Source organism: Calidithermus chliarophilus DSM 9957 (assembly GCF_000430045.1).
GTDB classification, from domain to species: Bacteria; Deinococcota; Deinococci; order Deinococcales; family Thermaceae; genus Calidithermus; species Calidithermus chliarophilus.
Genome location: NZ_KE387023.1, coordinates 302,319 through 320,790, shown reverse-complemented (window position 1 = coordinate 320,790; position 18,472 = coordinate 302,319). Strand labels below are relative to the sequence as shown.

Below are 18,472 nucleotides of genomic sequence, written 5' to 3'. Positions count from 1 at the left end.
AAGGGGTTTTCCAGCATCAGGAAGCGCGAGTCGCGCACGACGCCCAGCAGGCGCTCCGGCGTCACCGCCCGCGCCATCCCGAACAGCGGGTACACGATGAACAGGAAGATCAGCAGGGCCGAGCCCAGGATCAGCGCCCCCAGCAGCGGGTCGCGGAAGCGGCCCGCCTCGGCCAGCGCGTAGCCCAGCGCGAACACCAGCCCGAAGCCCACCCCCGCCATGCCCAGGCCCAGCGTCCAGCCCGCCAGGGCCAGGCCCCCCGCCAGCAGGCTGAAGGCGGCCCCTGCGGCGGCGGCGACCCGCTCGGCCCGGGCTTTTCGGGCCCCGGGGAGGAAGGCCAGGACGAGGGCCACCCCCAGCGCCGCCCCCACCGCCCAGCCCCAGGGCCCGGCCTGCAGGGCCAGCGGCCAGCCGGCGCCCGCCTGCCAGGGCAGCACCCCCCAGGCCAGCAGGGCCAGGAACAGGGGGCCACGGGCCACCGAGGGCGGGGTGTGTGGGCGCTGCGGGGCGGTCATGGGGGGCGAGGGCGGCGTGCGGGCGGGCGGCGGGAAGCGGGTAGCGGGCTAAGGCTCAGCCCCCGCCCCTGCCCAGGGGTCCTGGCGCGGGCGCTAGCGGGGCTGCGGGAAGATGTCCTTGGTCCAGCGGCCCACGATGCGGTTGCGCACGTCGGTGGAGCCGTACTTGGCGAAGTCGTACTTGATGAGGGTGATGGAGGCCAGCTTGGGCGAGTTCGGCGGCACCGGGGTCTTCTTGTTCGACTGGATCTGCAGCGAGCCCACCTTGGCCGCGATGGCCTGGGCCTCGGGCGTCAGGGCCCACTCGATGAAGCGGATGGCGGCCTCGCGGTTGGGCGCGCCCTTGATCAGGCTCAGCCCGCCGATCTCGTAGCCCACGCCCTCGAGCGGGAAGTAGATCTTCAGCGGGAAGCCCTCCATGGCGAACTTGACGCCGTCGTGGGCGAACTGGATGGCGATGGCCACGTCGCCGCGGCCGGCGAGCTGGCCGGGGGCCGAGCCCGAGCGGGTGTACTGGGCGATGTTGCGGTGGATCTTGGCGAGCAGGCTGAAGGCCTGATCCTCGCCGTAGATCTGGACCAGCGTGGCCAGGATGGTGTAGCCGGTGCCCGAGGTGTTGGGGTCGGGCATGGCGATGAGGCCCTTGTAGCGGGGGTCGGCCAGGTCGGTCCAGCGCTTGGGCTCGGGGAGGTTGCGCCGCTGCAGGACCTGGGGGTTGACCACGAAGCCGATGGCCCCGGTGTAGAGGGGGATGTAGGTCTCGCCGACCGCCTTGCGCAGGTCCTCGCGGATGTCGTTCCAGGCTTTGGGCTTGTAGAACTCGGTGAGCCCCTCGCTGAAGGCGATGAGGTGGGGGTCGCCGGTGCCGCCGAACCACACGTCGAACTGCGGCCTCGAGGCCTCCGCGCGCAGCCGGGCCAGGCCCTCGCCTGAGCTCAGCCGCACGAAGCGGAGGTCGATCCCGGTGGCCTGCTTGAAGGCCGGCCCCAGCGCCTCGCACCAGGCCAGGTCGGGGCTGCACAGGACGTTGACCACGCGCTGCTGGGCGAATGCAAACCCCACCAGGCCGAGGGCCGCGACGGGAATTAAACGCAGGGCCCGTGCGATACGGTTCGCCATATTTTCCTCCTTAGGCCGAATCATTAGGCTTCGTCAGGGAATTGTCAAGGGTTGGGCGGGCGCCGTTCCCGACGGGGAATGTCGCGGGGGCCATGTGGTATATTTACGTTCGCCGCCATGCCCTACGATCGTCTGCACCTACCCCAGGAAGCCGCCGGGGAGGTGGGCTGATGCTCGAGGCGCTGGGCGGGCTGGCCCTGCTGGTGCGGGGGCTGGGCGTCCTCGCCCAGGCCCTGGCCGTGCTGGTGGGGGGCCCGGCCCGCAAGGTGCTCACCTGGGCCACGGCGGGCCCGCTGCGGGCCTGGCTGGCGGGCACCCTGGTGGGGGCCATCTCCCTCAACAGCTCGGCGCTGGGGCTCACCGCCATCGGCCTGGCCGAGGTGGGCATCGCCGGCTTCGCCCCGGCGCTGGTGCTGGGCCTGGCGGCCAAGGGCGGGGCCACGGTGGCGCTGTTGCTCGTGGCGACGCCGCTGAGCGCCTTCGCCCTGCCCCTGGTGGGGGTGGGCTTCGTCGTGGGCCTGCTCAAGCGGCTGCAGCCCTGGGGCGAGGCTTTGCTGGGCCTGGGGATGCTGCTCTTCGGGGTCGCGCTGATGGTGCGGGGCCTGATGCCCCTGACCGAGGGCGAGCTCTTCACGCTGGTGCGGGAGGGCCTCGAGGCCTCCCCCCTGGGCCTGTGGGTGCTGGGCTTCGCCCTGGCCTCGGCCCTGGGCTCGGCCAACGCCGTGGCCGCCATCGCGCTGGCCCTGGCCGGCTCGGGCGGGCTGGGGCTGGGGGCCGCGCTGGCCCTCACCCTGGGCGGCGGGGCGGGCTCGGGCATGATCCTGGTGCTCACGAGCTGGAAGGGCACCCCCCTGGCCCGGCGCATCGCCCTGGCCCACCTGGGCTGGAAGGTGGCCTTCTCGGTGCCCCTGCTGATCCTGCTCGAGCCCTACACCGCGCTCAGCGCCCGGCTGGCGGCCGCCTTTGGCCCGGTCTCGGGCCCCGCGGCGGCCGTGGCCCTGGCCCACCTCGCCTACCACGCCGGGGCCTCGCTGCTGGCCCTGCCCCTGCTGCGCCCCCTCGAGCGCCTCACCCGGCAGCTCGTGCCCGACGCCGGGCAGGAGATCGCCCCCAAGTACCTCTCGGCCGAGGCCCTCGACTCCCGCGAGCTGGCCTCGAGCCTGGCCCTGCGCGAGGTGGGCCGCATCGGCGACCAGCTCTCGCAGATGCTCTCCGAGACCGTGCGCATCCTGGCCCAGGGCAAGGGCGACGCCGCCGACGTGGCCCGGCGCGAGGAGAAGGTGGACCAGCTCGCCCGGGCCATCGTGCTCTACCTCAGCGACCTCTCGGCCCGCCACCCCGGCGACTCCCCGCTAGCGCTGATGATGGCCGCCAGCGAGATCGAGCACATGGGCGACCAGGTGCGCCGCATGCTGCGCAAGCAGGACAAGCTCTACGCGCAAAACCTCGAGTTCTCCGAGGAGGGCCGCACCGAGCTCGCCGAGGCCGCCGAGCGGGTGCTCAAGCGCCTCCACCTCTCCCTCGCCGCCCTCGCCACCCGCAACGGCAGCCTGGCCCACCAGGTGATCGCCGAGCGCCGGCACATGGAGGTCTACCTGCTCGAGCTGCGCCGCTCCCACCTCAGCCGCCTCGAGAAAGGCCGCGTGGAGTCACGGGCCACCACCCTAGCCCACCTCGACCTCCTCATCGTCCTCGACGAGCTCGACCAGAGCATCACCCGCCTGGCCGCCCTCTCACGAGACCTGCACCAGCCCGCGGCAGGGTGAACGGGAAGCGATAAGCCGTCAGCGGTCAGCCGTCAGCCGGAGGCTCTTGGCTCGTGATTTGTCGAGGGTCGAAGGTCTAGGGTCAAGGCGTACGACGTAGGACGTAGGACGTAGGACATGCGTCTTACGTTTGGCTATCGGCTATCAGCTATCGACTATCGACCATCGCCCATCGCCCCTCAAGGAATCTTCGGCATCCGAATCGGCCGCTTGTTCGCCTTCTCAGCGTAGAGGTGCTGGTCGGCCCGGGCCAGCGTCTCGTCGAGGGAGCCCAGCGCCTCGCTCCAGCCCACCGAGACGTTGGGGAACACCGCCCGCACGCGCAGGCTCACCGAGCTGCCCTCGGAGAGGCCTAGGTGCAGGCCGCAGAACTCGTCGCCGCCCAGGCGGTAGAGCCCGTCGCCCTCGCGCACGTTGAGGCGCAGGGCCTGGGCGAAGTCGCGGATGTAGGCGTCGCCGGCGACGTGGCCCTGGTCGTCGTTGACGGTCTTGAGGTCGTCGAGGTCCCACAGCGTGAGCAGAAGCGGCACCTCGGCCCGCTTCGCCAACGCCTGCAGGCGCACGAAGTCGGCCTCGAGCACCCGCCGGTTGCCGAGCTGGGTCAGGGGGTCTTGCAGGGCGGCGTTGGCGAGGTTCTCGTGGGCCTCCTCCAGCCGCCGCAGGCTGTAGTGGGTCACCAGGCCCAGCAGGGCCACGAAGGCCAGCACGTAGCCCGCGCTGAGCTGCTCGGGCAGGGTGGGGTTCTGCAGGCGCGAGAAGCCCATCAGCACCGCCAGGGCGAAGCCCCACACGCCCCACACCACCGACAGCCCCAGCAAGGCGGGGGCCACCAGGGCCACGTAGGCCTCCTCGCGGAAGTCGAAGCGGCTGGGCAGGCCCTCGGGCTGGGCGATGTACCACGTCGCCAGCAGGAAACTCAGCACCAGGTGCAGGGTGATGGCGGGCTTGGGCGTGAGGCGGTAGGCCAGCCACCAGCCCAGCGCGGTCACGGCGACGTAAGTCCCGTCGAGCCAGAACTCGGGCCAGCGCCCGAAGAAGGGGTGGATGAACACCGCGGGCACCATCACCAGCGCCGCGATGACCCAGTACAGACGGTATGCCCTTTGCTGAGGGGACTCGAGTGAATTCATTCCTATTGCGTTCAGCATAGCCCCCTACCCATCGTTGGGCAAGGGCGGCCGGAACGGCTTTCCCGCCGAGGCCAGCGCCTCGCTCAGCGCACGGCCGGGTTTTCCCTCCCCCCGGCTGGCTTCCGGCTCGCGCTCGACCCAGCAGACGCCCTCGCGGAACAGCACCGAGCGGTAGCCCTGGGCGAGGGCCTGCTCGATCAGCCCCCCCAGGGAAGGGGCGTCCGTGCCCGGGGGCAGGTCGGGGTCGAAGCCCCGCCGGGCCGTGAAGCGCTGGTAGGCCGGCTCGCGCTGTTCCATGATCCCGCCCCGGGTGAAGTAGCGCTCGAGCACCTTATACCAGTCTGCGCTACGGGTGATAGGACGCATGTCCTCGTAGGCCTGGTCCAGCTCGGCGGGCTCGGGCTCGCGGTAGCGGTTCTCGTGCACGACCAGACGGCGCGAGAGGCGCGGCCGCGGGGCGGGAACCTCCTCGGGCACGCCCACGCACAGCCCGGCCACCGGGAACACCCCCTCGGGCAGGGCGAACAGCTCGCCCAGGGCCTCGACGGCCTCGAGCACCCCCCCGATCCAGCAGATGCCGTAGCCCAGGCTCTCGGCCATGGTCGCCAGGGCGCTCCCGGCCAGCACCGCGTCGGCGACGGCGAAGTGGGCGGCGGTGCGGGGCCAGTGGCCCCAGACCCCGCCCCGGTGCTCGACCAGGCGGCGCAGCCGGTGCACGTCGGCCAGGAGCACGAAGAACTCGGCGGCGGTCTGGACGTGGGGGTTGTTGGACAGCCGGGCCACCTCGGCCCGCAAGGCGGCGTCGCTCACGCGCAGCAGGCTGTACATCTGCGCCGTGGCGTCGGTGGGGGCGCGCTGGGCGGCCAGGAGGAGCTTGTCGAGGTCCCCCTCGCGCAGGGGCTCGGGCCTGAACTTGCGCACGCTGGCGCGGCGGAGGAAGAGGTCGTAGAGGTCCACGTCCTAAAGCCTAAAACCCCCCGGACCCCCGCGATTGGGGCGTAGGTCCCCGAGCTTCACCACGGGCGCGGAGGGCTCGAGGCTACGGCCCTACGCCCAGGTAGCCCAGGTACCAGTCGATGAGGTCCTGGCCGAAGAAGAAGGCCACCAGCCCGCCCAGGGCCAGGTAGGGCACGAAGGGCACCTTGCGCTCGCGCAGCGCCAGACCGATCACCGCGCCCGCCACCACCGCGACCATCAGGCCCACCAGGAAGGGGCCCACCCCCAGCCACGCGCCCAGGAGCCCGGCCAGCTTGACGTCGCCGAAGCCCATCACCACCACCTCGTCAGGGTCGTCCTCAGGCTCGGGCTGGAAGGCCCAGTACAGGCCGCCGGTCAGGGCCAGGCCGCCCGCCGCGATGAACAGGCCGCGCAGGCCGTCGAAGGGCCAATCCGGGACCAGGTAGGCCACGACGGGCCCCAGCGCCGCCAGCCCCAGGGTGAGCCCGTCGGGCAGGGCCCACACCCGCTTGGTGCGGGCGTTGAGCGCCCAGTTGAGGAAGCCCGCCACCAGCCCGGCGGCCGGGCCGAGCCAGGCCCCCACCATCGCCGCGAGGTGCAGGGTGTGCAGCCCCACGGGGTATTCCCGCTTGCCGTCGCGGAAGCGCCGCACGACGAGCGAGCCGTAGCTGCCGATGAGCGCGATGACCCCCGCGCAGATCAACGCCGCGTCGAGGGCCTGGCTGAAGGGCTGGGGGAAGGCCAGCAGGGCCGCGGCGCCCAGGCCCAGGAAGAGCCCGCCGAAGTTGATGCCGTCGGGGACGGTGTAGGTGTCGATGTCGATGAAGGAGAGCGCCACCAGAATGGCGATGAAGGCCCAGATCAGCAGGAGTTCGGGGAACTCGGGCCGCAGCCAGGCCGCCAGGGCGAACAGCAGGCCGGTGAGGGCTTCCACGGCGGGGTAGCGGGCCGAGACCGAAGCCCCGCAGTGCTTGCAGCGGCCGCGTTGGAGGGCCCAGGACACGATGGGCACGAGTTCGGCGGGGCCTAGGCGGTGGCCGCAGGAGGGGCAGCTCGAGGGCGGGTACACCACCGACTTGCGGGCGGGGACCCGGTAGATCACCACGTTGAGGAAGGAGCCGATCACCGCTCCCAGCACGAAGGCGAAGACGATCAGCAGGGCCGAGGTCACGCGTGTATTCTACGGGCCGCCTCGAGCCTGGCCGGTGCAAAGCTGGGGCTGGGGGGACTCGAGCTAAAGAATTGCCAAACCTGGTTGTGGCTCGAGTGGGTGTTTGTCGGTGGGGGAGGGGCTGGTGTGCGGCGCCTTGGTTTGGCGGTGTCGGTTCCGCCGTCGGGGGTCGTAGGGGGAGGCGATTCCACATCACCTCCCCCTGGCGACCCCCGACACCCCCGTCACCCCCTCCCTCGTGAGCCGCACACCCCGGCCGGGGCGGGGCAGCGACCACCGAGCGCCCTTCCGCGGGGAAGTGGGGCTGTAGTTGGCTTACAGACCGGGCACAACCCCAGTGGATGATCGATTTCAACGAGGCGTTCGGCTATCGGCTATCAGCTATGGGCTATCGACTATCGACTATCGACCATTGACTACCGACCCTTAACCCCCTCGACCCCCACCCGGTACAGCTTCTCCAGGTCCGTCTCGCCCGTCTCGAGCTGGTGCTCGTAGGCCGCCTGCAGGATGCGGCCGAACTCGGGGCCGGGTTGGTGGCCGCGGGCGATGAGGTGGCGGCCCTGGAGCAGGGGGTGGATGGGGATGGGCTGGGGTTCGAAGAACTTCCAGGCCTCGGGGGGGCGGCGGTTGCCGGCGTCGGCGCGGCAGAGGGCCTCGAGGGCGGTGAGGTGGGGGCCGGCTTTGGCCTGGAAGGCCCGGACTGCTTGGGGGGTGGGCTTGGTGAAGGCGGGGACCATGTGGAGCGCGGTGGTGACGACCAGCTCGTCGCGCAGGGCGCTGGAGAGCCGCAGGTCGCGGGCGATGCGGGGGATGAGCCTCGAGCCCACCTCCTCGTGGCGGTGGAAGCTGTACCAGCCTTCCTCCTTCCACTTCGCGGTGTCCTTCTTGCCGATGTCGTGCAGCAGGGCGTGCCAGCGGTAGGGGGGCGGGGCGCGGTCCACCACTTCCAGGACGTGGGTGAACACGTCGCCCTCGGGGTGCCAGCGGGGGTTTTGCAGCAGCAGGTGCGTGTCCTCGAACTCGGGGATGAGGCGCTGGAGGATCTCGAGGTCGTAGAGGTAGCGCAGGAAGCGGCTGGGGGTGGGGTCCTTGAAGGCCTTGTCGAGCTCGGCCGTCACGCGCTCGACCGCGACGTGGCTGAGCACCGCGGGCGCGGCCTCACGGGCGGCCTCGAGGGTCTGGGCCTCGATGCTGAAGCCGTAGCGGGCGGCGAAGCGCCCGGCCCGGATCACCCGCAGGTAGTCTTCGCGGAAGCGCTGGCGCGGGTCGCCCACGGCCCGGATCAGCCCGGCCTCGTAGTCGCGCTGCCCGTCGAAGGGGTCCACCACCTCCCCTTTAGCGCTCATGGCGATGGCCCCGATGGTGAAGTCGCGCCGCGCTAAGTCCTCGTGGATGCTCCTCCCCCAGGCCACCTTGGCCCGGCGCCCGTAGGTCTCCACGTCGCGCCGGAAGGTGGTCACCTCGAAGGGGTGGTGCTCGATGAGCACCGTGACGGTGCCGTGCTCGAGGCCCGTGGGGACGGCCTCGAGGCCGTGCGCCTTCGCCAGCCGCAGGGTCTCCTCAGGCGGCGCCGAGGTGGCGAAGTCGAGGTCTTCGGGCTCGCGGCCGAACAGGATGTCGCGCACCGCGCCCCCGACCAGGTACAGGTCGGGCAGGAAGGAGAGCTGTTGCATCACTTCGCGGTAGTCCTTCATCGCCGGCGTCAACGGCTACAGAGTACCTGTCGGTGGTCGATGGTCGATGGTCGATAGCTGATAGCTGATAGCCAAACGCAAAACGCCAGACGCCTTGTCACCCCCCTTAGCAAGGGGGGCCGGGGGGGATACCCCTTCCCCGCGCGCGGGGAAAGGGTTCCCACAAGCCTCCTGCTTACCGCTGATGGCTGATAGCTGACGGCTTCCCGCTTCCCTACCGCGTGATCTCGAGCAGCCCTTGCACCGGGCGCTTGTCGCCGATCTCGAGGGCCAGGCGCAGCATGTAGACCACGGCGGCGGCGTCCCAGGCTTGGGGGCGGCAGGCGGCGGGGTAGGGGACGGGGGGCTCGCCCTCGTGCTTGGGATAGCCGCCCACGAGTTCGGGCAGGCGCAGGTCGTGCTGGGTCATCGCCAGGCGGAAGAGGGCTTCGGAGACCTTGAGGGCTTCGTCGTAGAAGCCGTAGCGGGCCAGGCCCCCGGCGAAGAGAGCGGTGTCGTGCGGCCAGACCGAGCCGTTGTGGTAGGAGAGGGGGTTGTAGCGGGCTTCGCCGGTGCCCAGCGTGCGCAGGCCCCAGCCGCTCCACAAGGGCTCAGAGAAGAGCGTGCGCACCAGCCGGGGGGCGACCTCCTCGGGCACGATGCCGCTCCACAGCAGGTGGCCGGGGTTGGAGGAGAGCACCTCGAGCGGCTGCTTGTCCCCGTCGAGGGCCATGGCGTAGGTGCCCAACTCGGGGAGCCAGAACTTCTCGTGGAACACGCCCCTGAGCTCGGCCGCCCGGGCCTTCCAGTGCTCGGCCTTGGCCTCCTCGCCCAGCACCCCGTAGAACTGCGCGGCGGCGCGGTAGGCGGCGTAGGCGTAGCCCTGCACCTCGCTCACGCTGATGGGGCCCTGGGCCAGCCTGCCGTCGCGGTGGCTCTGCGAGTCGCCCGAGTCCTTCCACGACTGCACCGTGAGGCCCCGCTCGTTGGGGGAGAACTCGAGCAGCCCGTCGCCGTCGGGGTCGGCGTAGGTGGTCATCCACTGCAGGGCGGCCTCCCAGTTGGGCTGCAGCGTGCGCACCAGGTCGAAGTCGCCGCAGGTCAGCCAGTACTCGTGCAGCAGCATCACGAACAGCGGGGTGGCGTCGACGGTGCCGTAGTAGCGGATGAAGGGCACCTTGCCGGTGCGCGAGAGCTCGCCCTGGCGCACCTCGTGCAGGATCTTGCCCGGTTCCTCGTCGCGGAAGGGGTCCACCACCTGCCCCTGGTGCTTGGCGAGGTAGGTCAGCACGCCGCGGGCCACGTCGGCGCCCCAGGGCAGCAGCATGTAGGCGGTGAGGAGGGAGTCGCGGCCGAAGGGGCAGACGAACCAGGGGATGCCGGCGGCCGGGAAGTAGCCCTCGGGCAGCGAGAACAGCAAAGCCCGCAGGTCGGAGATGGCCTGCTCGAGCACCCGCTGGCTGCGGCCGCTCTCGAGGTGCAGCGGGAAGCGGCGGGCCCACTCCTCGTAGCTCGGCAGCTCGACCCCGTGGGCGTGGAAGGGGCTGTCGAAGGCGCCCCTCACCTCGACGCGGGCCTGCTCCTTGGGCTCCAGGGTCAAGCGCCAGCTGCGGCCGGGGGAGTCGGGGGTGATGTCGAGGTGCGTGGCGACTTCCAGGCCGTCCTCGGCGGTGTAGGAGAAGCCGGTCACGGTGCGCTGCACGGTGTACCAGCCCCGCGCCTCGAAGAGGTCCATGAAGTCGGCGGCGGCCTCGAGGGCGATCTCGAGGGTCTGGGTCTGCAGCGAGGTGTTCTCCAGCTCGAGGCGCTCGCGGAACCCCCCGCGCTCCAGCACCAGCTCGCGGCGCAGCCCCACCACCTGCGAGGGCCCCTCGATGCGGCTCCAGTGCTGCACCAGCCGGTCGGGGCGGGGGGTCTCGGAGACCAGCAGGCTGAACCCCGGCAGCTTCCACACGTAGCGCGAGAGGTAGCGGGTGTCGTGGCGGTAGAACCCCCGCTCCTCCCCGTCGGCCATGCCCTGCTCGGACAGTACGGCGTAGGTGTCGTCTTCTTTCAATGGCAGCATGAAAAAACCTCATTTGCAGCGGATAGCCGGTAGCCCCTCAGCTTTACCGTTGGCCATCGGCTATCGGCTATTGGCTATCGACTATCGACCATCAGCCCTTCAACGCGCTCGTCGAAACGCCCTCGACGAAGTAACGCTGGAACACGACGAAGAGGATGATGATGGGGATCATCGAGAGGAAGGCGCTCGCCAGCATCATGCCCCAGTCGCCCGCCACGCCGTAGGCGCTGCGGAAGAAGGACAGGCCCAGCGGCAGGGTGTAGCTGCCCTGCTGGCCCGACAGCACCACCGCGGCCTTGAAGAACTCGTTCCAGATGCCCTGGAAGGTCATGATGGTCAGGGCCCCAAGCGCGGGCGTGGCCATGGGCAGGATGATGCGGAAGAAGGTGGTGATGGGGTTGGCCCCGTCGATGAGCGCCGCCTCCTCGATCTCGCGCGGGACGGCCTCGAAGAATTGCTTCATCAGGAAGACCTTGGCCATGTCGATGCCGATCCACACGATCATGCCCCACAGGCTGCCCAGCAGGCTCAGGTCGCGCAGCACCAGGTAGTTGGAGATGAACATCGCCTGCTGCGGCACCGCCATCAGCAGGATGATCAGCGCGAAGAGCAGGCCCTTGCCGGGCAGGTACATGCGGGCGAGGGCGTAACCGGCCAGCGAGGCGAAGAGCAGGTTGACCAGCACCGCCATCAGGCTGACGAAGAAGCTGTTGGCGGTCCAGCGCAGGAAGAAGCTCGAGCCCGTGTTGGGGTCGCGGGCCTCGCGGAAGACCCGCACGTAGTTCTTGAAGGTGTAGCCCAGGAAGCCGGGCGCGGCGGAGTCCCAGCTCGCCACCCGCCCGCGGCGCTCGAGGCGGTTGGGGTCGAGGGTGGCCGTGAGGAAGACCTGGCCGCGCGGGGCCTCCACGTCCAGCGGCAGGCGCGGCGTGGTAGGGAGTTCTTCCGAGGCGGTGGGGTCGCCCCGGGGGTAGCTGATGGTGAAGCGGTAGGTGACGATCTGCCCGTCCTGCTCCCCGACGCGGGCCGGGCGGCGGCTCACCTCCTCCACCGGCGAGACCTGCGCGTACTGGCTGGCCTGCACCTCGTCGAAGATGGCCCCCAGGCCCGCCCCGGCCCGGCGCTCGGGCACGGTCACGGTGGGGGTGGCGGGCTCGGTGCCCGCCGGCACGAAGTACGTCACCTCGAAGGGGATGACCGCCCCGGGCGCGAAGCCGCCCAGCAGGGGGTTGCCCGCGCCCTGCTGGCCCAGCTTCCAGGCCGCGGCCCAGTTCTTGGGCAGGACCTGGGCGAAGGTGGCGCGGAAGGGCCACTCGAGGGGGTTGTCCTTGAGGCTACCCAGAAAGGCCACGTAGAAGGGCCCGATGAAGAAGACCCCCAGCGCCAGCATGGTGCCGTAGACCCAGCCGGCGCGGGCCCATCGCTGCCGCGCCAGGTAGCGTTCGTCGAACTTGCGCCGGGGTTCCATCGCTTGCGTTGCCACGGTTCACCCCCTAGTGGGCCTTCTCCGAGACCCCGAAGGTCCGCTGCAGGAAGACCACGACGAAGGTCAGGCCCGCCAGGATCAGCGCCGCCGCCGAGGCCTCGCCGATGCGCCCCTCGCCGCTGAAGACGCTGTTGTAGACGTAGTAGGCCATCACGATGATCGAGTTGAGGGGGGCCGAGTCGCCCATCAGGGCCACCTGGTCGAACATCTGCAAGGTGCCGATGAGCGAGAGGGTGATGACCAGGAAGGTCACCGGCCGCAGCATGGGCACCGTGACCCGGAAGAACTGCTGCAGCGGCGTCGCCCCGTCGATGGCCGCGGCCTCGTAGACGCTCTTGGGGATGTCCTGCAGCCCGGCCAGGAAGATGAGCATCAGGCTGGGGATGGTGGTGAAGATGTTGAGGATGACGATGCTCCACAGCGGGATGGGCAGGCCCAGGAAGGAGTCGGCGTTGGTGAGCCAGGTGAACTCCGGGGGCTGCTGCTCGCGCGGCACCACCAGCCCCATGGCGTTCAGCACCCACGTCAGGCCGATGGCTACGACCAGCGAGATGGCGGCGAGGGCGGGGTCGGTGGGGGCGACGGGGAGGCCTCGAGCGCGCTCGAGGGCCACCTGCACCGCCTGGGCCAGCAGGAAGATGCCCGCCAGCGCCAGGATCACCGGCGCGTGGGCCACCACCCAGCCGATGAAGGTGTTGAGGAAGCCGGTCTTCTGGAAGAACCAGATGGCGATGACGGTCACGGCGGCCGAGGAGAGCACGCTGGGGACGTAGTAGACCGTGCGGAAGAAGGCGATCCCGCGCAGGCGCTGGTTGAGCACCGCCGCCAGCGCCAGCGCCAGGAAGGTCTGGATGGTCGTCACGACCAGCATGAAGCCGATGGAGTGCTGCAGGGCCAGCAAAAACCGCTCTTCTCCGAAAAGTTTGACGAAGTTCTGTAGCCCGACGAAGTTGTAGCTCTCGTTGAGGGTCGTTTTATCGGTGAAGCTGAACCAGATGGTGCGGACGAAAGCGAAGATGAAAAAGATCAGCAGGTGCAGCAAAAACGGGGAAAGAAAAAGCAGCGCGTACAGCGCCTCACTCCGCTTGGAACTCTGCATGGCTCACCCCGCTTTGGGGCGAGGAGCAGGGCGGTACCCCTGCTCCTCGCGCCGGGCATGGCTTACTTCACCAATTTGTTGATCTCGGCCTGGGCGTCGGCGATGGCCTGGTCCACCGACTTCTTGCCAGTGATCACGGCCTGCAGCGCCTCGTTGATCGGCCGCATCCAGTCGCCGCCGTCGTAGGCGCCGAACTTGAAGGGCAGCACGTTCCCGCCCTGCTTGGTCGAGCCGTTGAAGACCACGCGGTTGAGCTCGCCGGTCTTGTCGGCGCGCTGGAACACCGGGCTGCTGGCGAGGGCGCCGCGGCTGGGCAGGGCCAGGCCGCGGGTGAGGATCCAGTTCTGGGCCTCGGGGCTGGTGAGGGCCTTGAGCACCTTGGCCGCCGCCTGCTTGTTCTTCGAGGCCGCGTTCATGCTCCAGGACACGGTGTAGACGAAGTTGCCGCGCTGCTTGGTGACGGGGTCGAGCGGCAGGTAGGTGGTGCCGAACTTCATGTTGGGGGCCTTGTCCTTGAGGAAGCCGCCGATCCAGGCGCCCTCGATGGACACCGCGGCCTTCTCCTCGCCGATGCACTGGCCGGTCCAGCCCGCGCCGAGGTCCTGGGCGTAGCGGCCCGCGCCGTCCTTGACCAGGCTGGTGTACCACTGGAAGGCCCGCTTGAAGTTGGCGTCGAGCACGGTCTTGCCCTGGGCGTTGAAGGGCTTCCAGCCGGTGGCGTAGGCGAAGGCGCCGAAGCGGGCGAAGTCGGCCACCACGCACAGCCCGGCCACGTCCTTCAGCTTGGTCTGCACTTCCTTGAGCTTGGCCTTGAAGGTGTCCCAGGTGTCGGCCTGGTTGGGGTACTTGACCCCGGCCTCGTCGAAGAGGTCTTTGTTGAACTGCACCGCCAGGGTGTTGAAGTCCTTGGGCAGGCCGTAGATCTTGCCCTTGAAGCTGAAGGCGTTGAGCAGGCTGGGCACGAACACGCCGAGCTCCTTCTGGGTGAAGTAGGCGTTGAGCGGCTCGACCTTGCCCGAGGCGAACACCGGCTCCGACCAGAAGATGTCGACGTAGAACAAGTCGCCCGCGGTGCCGGCGGCCAGGGCGTTGAGCAAAGCGGCCTTGTAGTCGCCCTCGATGCCCTGGTACTCCGCGCGGATGCCGTCCTTCTCCACCGCCGGGTTCACCACTTCCTTCAGCAGGCTCGAGATGATGGCGGTGTCGTTGCCCCCGAAGCCCTGCAGTTTGACCACGGTCTGGGCCAGGCCCGTGCTGAGCCCCGCGACTGCCAATGCTGCTAGCCAAAACTTCTTCATGCCTTCCTCCTCGTGTCCACGGAATTAGCGCCTGCGGGCCGTGGTGTCCCGGACAACCAACTGCACGCCGACCCGTACACCCCGCGGGGGTGCATGGGAGGTTGCCTCTTTCAGAAGGGCCACCGCCGCCTTGGCGATGGCCGGGATCTCCTGCCGTACGGTGGTGAGGGGGCGCTCGAGGTCGGGCAGGTCGTCGAAGCCGACCACCGAGACATCGTGGGGGACGTTGAGGCCCAGGTCTTCCAGGGCGGCGATGGCCCCTAGCGCCATCTCGTCGGAGGCGGCGAACAGGCCGCTGAAGCGCAGCCCGCCCTCCCAGGCCCGCCGCACCGCCCGGTAGGCCGGGAGGGTGGTGAAGGCCCCGTTGAGCACCAGCTCGGGGCGGTAGGGCACGCCGTAGTCGGTGAGGGCCTGGCGGTAGCCCTCGAAGCGCTCGCGCCCCACCTGGCCCGCGGCGCCCAGGTGGGCGACGTCGCGGTGGCCGAGCTCGAGCAGGTGCTGGGTGGCGGCGTAGGCCCCGCCGGGGTCGTCGGGGGCGACCCAGAACATCCCGGAGTGCACCCCCACCAGCACGCTGTTGGGGTGCTTCTGCCGCATGCGCTCGAGGCGTGGGTCGTGGTCGTGGGCGCCCAGCACGATGTAGCCCGCCGCCGGCTGCAGGGGCTCGCCGCTGGGGCTCATTGGGACCTCGACGAGCTTGTAGCCCTCGTGCCACAAGGCCTCGTCCAGGGCCTCGAACAGCAGGATGAAGTAGGGCGAGTACTTCCAGACCCGGGGGGTGACCATCACCCCCACCGCCTCGGTGCGCCCCGCCAGTTCCCGCGCGGCCACCGAGGGCACGTACCCCAGCTTGTTGACGGCCTCCATCACCCGCTGGCGGGTGACCGGGTGCACCCCCGAGCGGGCGTTGAGCGCCCGGCTCACCGTGCCGGTGGAAACCCCGGCCAGGCGTGCCACGTCGTGGATGGTGGGTATACGCTTGCGGCCCATGGAATCTTGTAAGCGTTTACAAATCTATGCTTGGTACTTTATGTCCTCCCCCTGTCCATGTCAAGCCCTTGAGAAACGGATCTCATGAGACTGAGATTTGTTTGTGTGAGATTTGGATGGCGCATATGTGAAAACGTTTACGGGAATTTGCGAACCCACTCCAACCCGACCCTCCGAAGGGGCTTGGTATCGTAGGGGCATGAGTATGAAAGGTCTCATTCTGGCCGCCGGGCGCGGCACTCGGTTGCGACCCCTGACCCACACCCGGCCCAAGCACCTCTTCCGCATTGCAGGAAAGCCCATCATTCATTACGCGCTCGAGAACCTCCGCGAGGCGGGGGTGAGCGAGGTGGGCATCGTGGTATCGCCCTACAACAAGGAAGACTTCCAACTCTCCCTCGCCGACTTCCCCGGCATACACCTGGAGTACATCGTGCAGGAGCAGGCCCTGGGCCTGGCCCACGCCGTGGACTCGGCGCGGGAGTGGCTCGCGGGCAGCCCCTTCGTGCTCTACCTGGGCGACAACCTCTTCCAGCGCGGCATCACTGCCTTCACCCAGGCCTTCCAGCCGGGCGTGAGCGCGGTGATCGCCCTGGTCAAGGTGCCCGACCCCCGCCAGTTCGGGGTGGCGGTGCTCGACCCGCAGGGCCACGTGGTCAAGCTGCTGGAGAAGCCCAAAGAGCCCCCCTCCGACCTGGCCGTGGCCGGGGTGTACGTCTTCGGCCCGGAGATCATGGACATCATCGCCACCCTCGAGCCCAGCGCCCGCGGGGAGTACGAGATCACCGACGCCATCCAGGGCCTCATCGACCGGGGCCGGGAGGTGCTGGGCCGCGAGATCGAGGGCTGGTGGAAGGACACCGGCCGCCCCAGCGACCTCCTCGACGCCAACCGCCTGCTGCTCGTCGAGCAGCCCAGCCCGGTCCCCGTGCTCGAGGGCTACGTCAGCGACAGCCAGATCACCGGGCGCGTGGTGGTGGAGGAGGGCGCCGTGGTGCGCGACTCGACCATCCTCGGCCCGGCCCACATCGCCGCCGGGGCCCACGTCGAGAGCGCCTACATCGGCCCCTTCACCTCCGTAGGCCCCGGCGCCACGGTGCGCCGCGCCGAGGTGGAGTTCTCGATCCTCGAGGAGGACGCGCTGCTGGAGGACGTGCCCCTACGCCTGCACGAGTGCATCCTGGGCGTAGGCGCCAAGGTCGGCAGCCGCAACGGCCTTCCCCGGGCGCACAAGCTGGTGCTGGGGGATTTGTCGAGTGTGGAGCTGGGGTAGAGAGGCGCCGAATGCCGATAGCCGATAGCCGATAGCCGATAGCCCGTAGCTGATAGCCGAACGCCCAACGCGGGGCGTACGTCCTACGTCGTACGCCGTACGCAAAACGCAAGACGCAAAACGCAAGACGCAAAACGCAAGACGCAAAACGCAAGACGCAAAACGCAAGACGCCTTGTCACCCCCCTTAGCAAGGGGGGTTAGGGGGGGATACCCCCTCCCCGCCGGCGGGGAGGGAAGGGGTGGGGTTTCCACGAGCCTTCTGCTGACGGCTGACGGCTGAAAGCTTACCGCTTACCGCTTTCCCTGCCGGTACTGGCGCAGGTACTCGAGGTCCTCCGCCACCAGGTCGTCGCGGCCGGCGAGGAACTCGAGGTGGTGGCGCAGTTCGTGGATGAGGGTTTCCCAGATTTCACCCTCCCAGTCGAAGCCGGGGTAGGCCACGGTGCGGAAGGAGCCGTAGTAGAGGGCGATGTGGCGGCCCAGGCCGTCGAAGCCGCCGAGCACGGTGGGGTAACCGGGGCTCACGTACTCGCCGAGGCGGAACAGGCCGGGCTCGTCGGGGTCGGGCTTGAGGTGCTCGAGGACGTGCATGCCGTGCAGGCCGCGTTTGAACGCCTCGGGGATCTGGTCCCACAGGCGGTAGGCGGTGTCGAGGAACTCGTCGAAGGTCATCGCCCCCAGTGTGGGGCCGGATGATGAACCGCGGGTAAAGCAGGGTCACAAAGCCGGCGGCGAGGGCGCGAGCGCGGGGGTTCGCGGCGGGTGTACAATGTTCTGGCTTCAAAAAAGGAGGTCGGACATGGCGGTAGTGAAGGTCATCGAGATCATCGCTGAATCGCCCAAGAGCTGGGAGGACGCGGCCCAGCAGGCCCTCGAGGAAGCCTCCAAGACGGTGCGCGGCATCCGCAGCATCTGGGTGCAGGACCTGCAGGCCATCGTGGAGGACGGCGCCGTCGTGGCCTACCGCGCCAACTGCAAGCTCTCCTTCGTCGTCGAGAGCGAGGGCAAGAAGGCCCCGGCCCGAAGCAGCAACCGCAGCCGCAAATAGACCCGGCCCACTCCCCCCGACCGGCTACACTGGGAGCGTGGAACCTCTCAAACTCGCCGGTCTGCTGCTGCTCGGGCTCTCGGCGGTCGAACTGCTGCTCTGGCGCGTGCTGGCGGCCAGCAACCCCAACCTTCACAAACACTTCCCCGTGCTGGTGCTGGCCTCGGCCGTCGGGGGCGTCGTGGGCTTCGCGCTGTTCTGGCTGGGCTGATACCGGATTCAAAAAGATAGTCACCTAAACCCCCAGAGGCCATCTTTTTGAATCCTAGAGCATTCCCTTCCAAGGGGCGCTACCGCCCTCCGCCACGCGGATAACTTCGGCCCTGTCAGTCCGGCGCCGGACTGACCGAATCGGGTATGACCGGCTCAGGCCAGGCTGCGCCGGTAGGTCAGCGCCTCGGCGAGGTGGGCCTCCTGCACGCCCTCACAGCCGGCGAGGTCGGCGATGGTGCGGGCGACGCGCAGGATGCGGTCGTAGGAGCGGGCGGTGAGCGCAAGCCGCCTGGCTGCCGCGTGGAGCAGGGCTTCCGCCGGGGCCGAGAGGGCGACGTGCTGGCGCAGGGCCCGGCCCAGCAGTTCGCTGTTGAGCCGGCCCTGCCGGCAGCGCATCCGCTCGCGGGCCTCGAGCACCCGCGCCCGCACCTGCGCGGTGGACTCCCCCTCGGGGGCCCGGGACAGCTCCTGCGGCGTCAGGCGCGGCACTTCTACCACCAGATCGAAGCGGTCGAGCAGCGGGCCGGAGATGCGGCCGGCGTAGCGCTGGCGCTGGGCGGGGGTGCAGGCGCAGTTGCGCTCGGGGTCGCCGAACCAGCCGCAGGGGCAGGCGTGTGCAGGGCAATCGGGGTATTCAAGGTAACTTGATCTACACTTTTCACCGACG

Annotated in this window: 16 protein-coding genes and 1 pseudogene; 4 read left to right on the top strand and 13 right to left on the bottom strand. The window is 69.5% G+C overall.

Annotated features, from left to right (window positions below; translation table 11 throughout):
- Both MEICH_RS29960 and MEICH_RS0101665 read right to left on the bottom strand, forming a co-directional pair.
- Window positions 1-479: pseudogene (locus tag MEICH_RS29960) on the bottom strand (ABC transporter permease); the annotation flags it as partial.
- A gap of 129 nt (window positions 480-608) precedes the next feature.
- Window positions 609-1,634 (bottom strand): ABC transporter substrate-binding protein, encoded by a 1,026-nt coding sequence (locus MEICH_RS0101665; RefSeq protein ID WP_036218130.1) that lies wholly within the window; start codon window positions 1,632-1,634, stop codon window positions 609-611.
- A 170-nt stretch (window positions 1,635-1,804) separates the two neighbouring features.
- On the opposite strand from MEICH_RS0101665, the gene MEICH_RS0101660 reads away from it, so the two are divergent.
- A complete protein-coding gene (locus MEICH_RS0101660; protein ID WP_027891184.1) occupies window positions 1,805-3,400 on the top strand; it encodes a Na/Pi cotransporter family protein in 1,596 nt (531 codons plus the stop codon).
- A 179-nt stretch (window positions 3,401-3,579) separates the two neighbouring features.
- On the opposite strand, the gene MEICH_RS26745 is transcribed toward MEICH_RS0101660, so the two are convergent.
- The 9 genes from MEICH_RS26745 to MEICH_RS0101615 form a co-directional block, all read right to left on the bottom strand.
- On the bottom strand, window positions 3,580-4,530 hold the full coding sequence (locus tag MEICH_RS26745) for a GGDEF domain-containing protein (protein WP_169730621.1): 951 nt from the start codon (window positions 4,528-4,530) through the stop codon (window positions 3,580-3,582).
- 24 nt (window positions 4,531-4,554) lie between these two features.
- Window positions 4,555-5,487: a nitroreductase family protein gene (locus MEICH_RS0101650; RefSeq protein ID WP_027891183.1), complete on the bottom strand. Its 933-nt coding sequence runs from the start codon at window positions 5,485-5,487 to the stop codon at window positions 4,555-4,557.
- A gap of 82 nt (window positions 5,488-5,569) precedes the next feature.
- Window positions 5,570-6,658 (bottom strand): prepilin peptidase, encoded by a 1,089-nt coding sequence (locus tag MEICH_RS0101645; protein WP_027891182.1) that lies wholly within the window; start codon window positions 6,656-6,658, stop codon window positions 5,570-5,572.
- 416 nt (window positions 6,659-7,074) lie between these two features.
- A complete protein-coding gene (locus MEICH_RS0101640) occupies window positions 7,075-8,367 on the bottom strand; it encodes a CCA tRNA nucleotidyltransferase (RefSeq protein WP_245587601.1) in 1,293 nt (430 codons plus the stop codon).
- Between the two features lie 202 nt (window positions 8,368-8,569).
- Complete coding sequence (locus tag MEICH_RS0101635) at window positions 8,570-10,399, bottom strand: amylo-alpha-1,6-glucosidase (protein WP_027891180.1); 1,830 nt, start codon at window positions 10,397-10,399, stop codon at window positions 8,570-8,572.
- A gap of 91 nt (window positions 10,400-10,490) precedes the next feature.
- Window positions 10,491-11,864 (bottom strand): carbohydrate ABC transporter permease, encoded by a 1,374-nt coding sequence (locus MEICH_RS0101630; RefSeq protein WP_036218128.1) that lies wholly within the window; start codon window positions 11,862-11,864, stop codon window positions 10,491-10,493.
- A 25-nt stretch (window positions 11,865-11,889) separates the two neighbouring features.
- Window positions 11,890-12,981, bottom strand: a complete 1,092-nt coding sequence (locus tag MEICH_RS0101625) for a carbohydrate ABC transporter permease (protein WP_027891178.1) — start codon at window positions 12,979-12,981, stop codon at window positions 11,890-11,892.
- Window positions 12,982-13,043: 62 nt separating this feature from the next.
- The gene (locus tag MEICH_RS0101620) at window positions 13,044-14,279 is read right to left on the bottom strand and encodes an extracellular solute-binding protein (RefSeq protein WP_027891177.1); all 1,236 of its coding nucleotides are present in this window, start codon (window positions 14,277-14,279) and stop codon (window positions 13,044-13,046) included.
- 24 nt (window positions 14,280-14,303) lie between these two features.
- Window positions 14,304-15,269 (bottom strand): LacI family DNA-binding transcriptional regulator, encoded by a 966-nt coding sequence (locus MEICH_RS0101615; RefSeq protein WP_027891176.1) that lies wholly within the window; start codon window positions 15,267-15,269, stop codon window positions 14,304-14,306.
- Between the two features lie 205 nt (window positions 15,270-15,474).
- Between MEICH_RS0101615 and MEICH_RS0101610 the strand changes: the two genes are divergently transcribed.
- Window positions 15,475-16,542, top strand: coding sequence for a glucose-1-phosphate thymidylyltransferase (locus tag MEICH_RS0101610; RefSeq protein WP_027891175.1), 1,068 nt, complete (start codon window positions 15,475-15,477; stop codon window positions 16,540-16,542).
- A gap of 293 nt (window positions 16,543-16,835) precedes the next feature.
- Here MEICH_RS0101610 and MEICH_RS0101605 read toward each other — a convergent pair whose 3' ends face one another.
- Window positions 16,836-17,216 carry a metallopeptidase family protein gene (locus MEICH_RS0101605; protein ID WP_027891174.1) on the bottom strand — a complete coding sequence of 127 codons (381 nt, stop codon included), beginning with the start codon at window positions 17,214-17,216 and terminating at the stop codon, window positions 16,836-16,838.
- Window positions 17,217-17,343: 127 nt separating this feature from the next.
- Between MEICH_RS0101605 and MEICH_RS0101600 the strand changes: the two genes are divergently transcribed.
- Together MEICH_RS0101600 and MEICH_RS29115 are read left to right on the top strand one after the other, a co-directional pair.
- On the top strand, window positions 17,344-17,592 hold the full coding sequence (locus MEICH_RS0101600) for a dodecin family protein (RefSeq protein ID WP_027891173.1): 249 nt from the start codon (window positions 17,344-17,346) through the stop codon (window positions 17,590-17,592).
- A 37-nt stretch (window positions 17,593-17,629) separates the two neighbouring features.
- A complete protein-coding gene (locus MEICH_RS29115) occupies window positions 17,630-17,803 on the top strand; it encodes a hypothetical protein (RefSeq protein ID WP_169730620.1) in 174 nt (57 codons plus the stop codon).
- Window positions 17,804-17,958: 155 nt separating this feature from the next.
- Here MEICH_RS29115 and MEICH_RS0101590 read toward each other — a convergent pair.
- Window positions 17,959-18,472: magnesium chelatase subunit ChlI family protein (locus MEICH_RS0101590; protein WP_169730619.1), on the bottom strand; the 514-nt coding region annotated here is incomplete at its 5' end.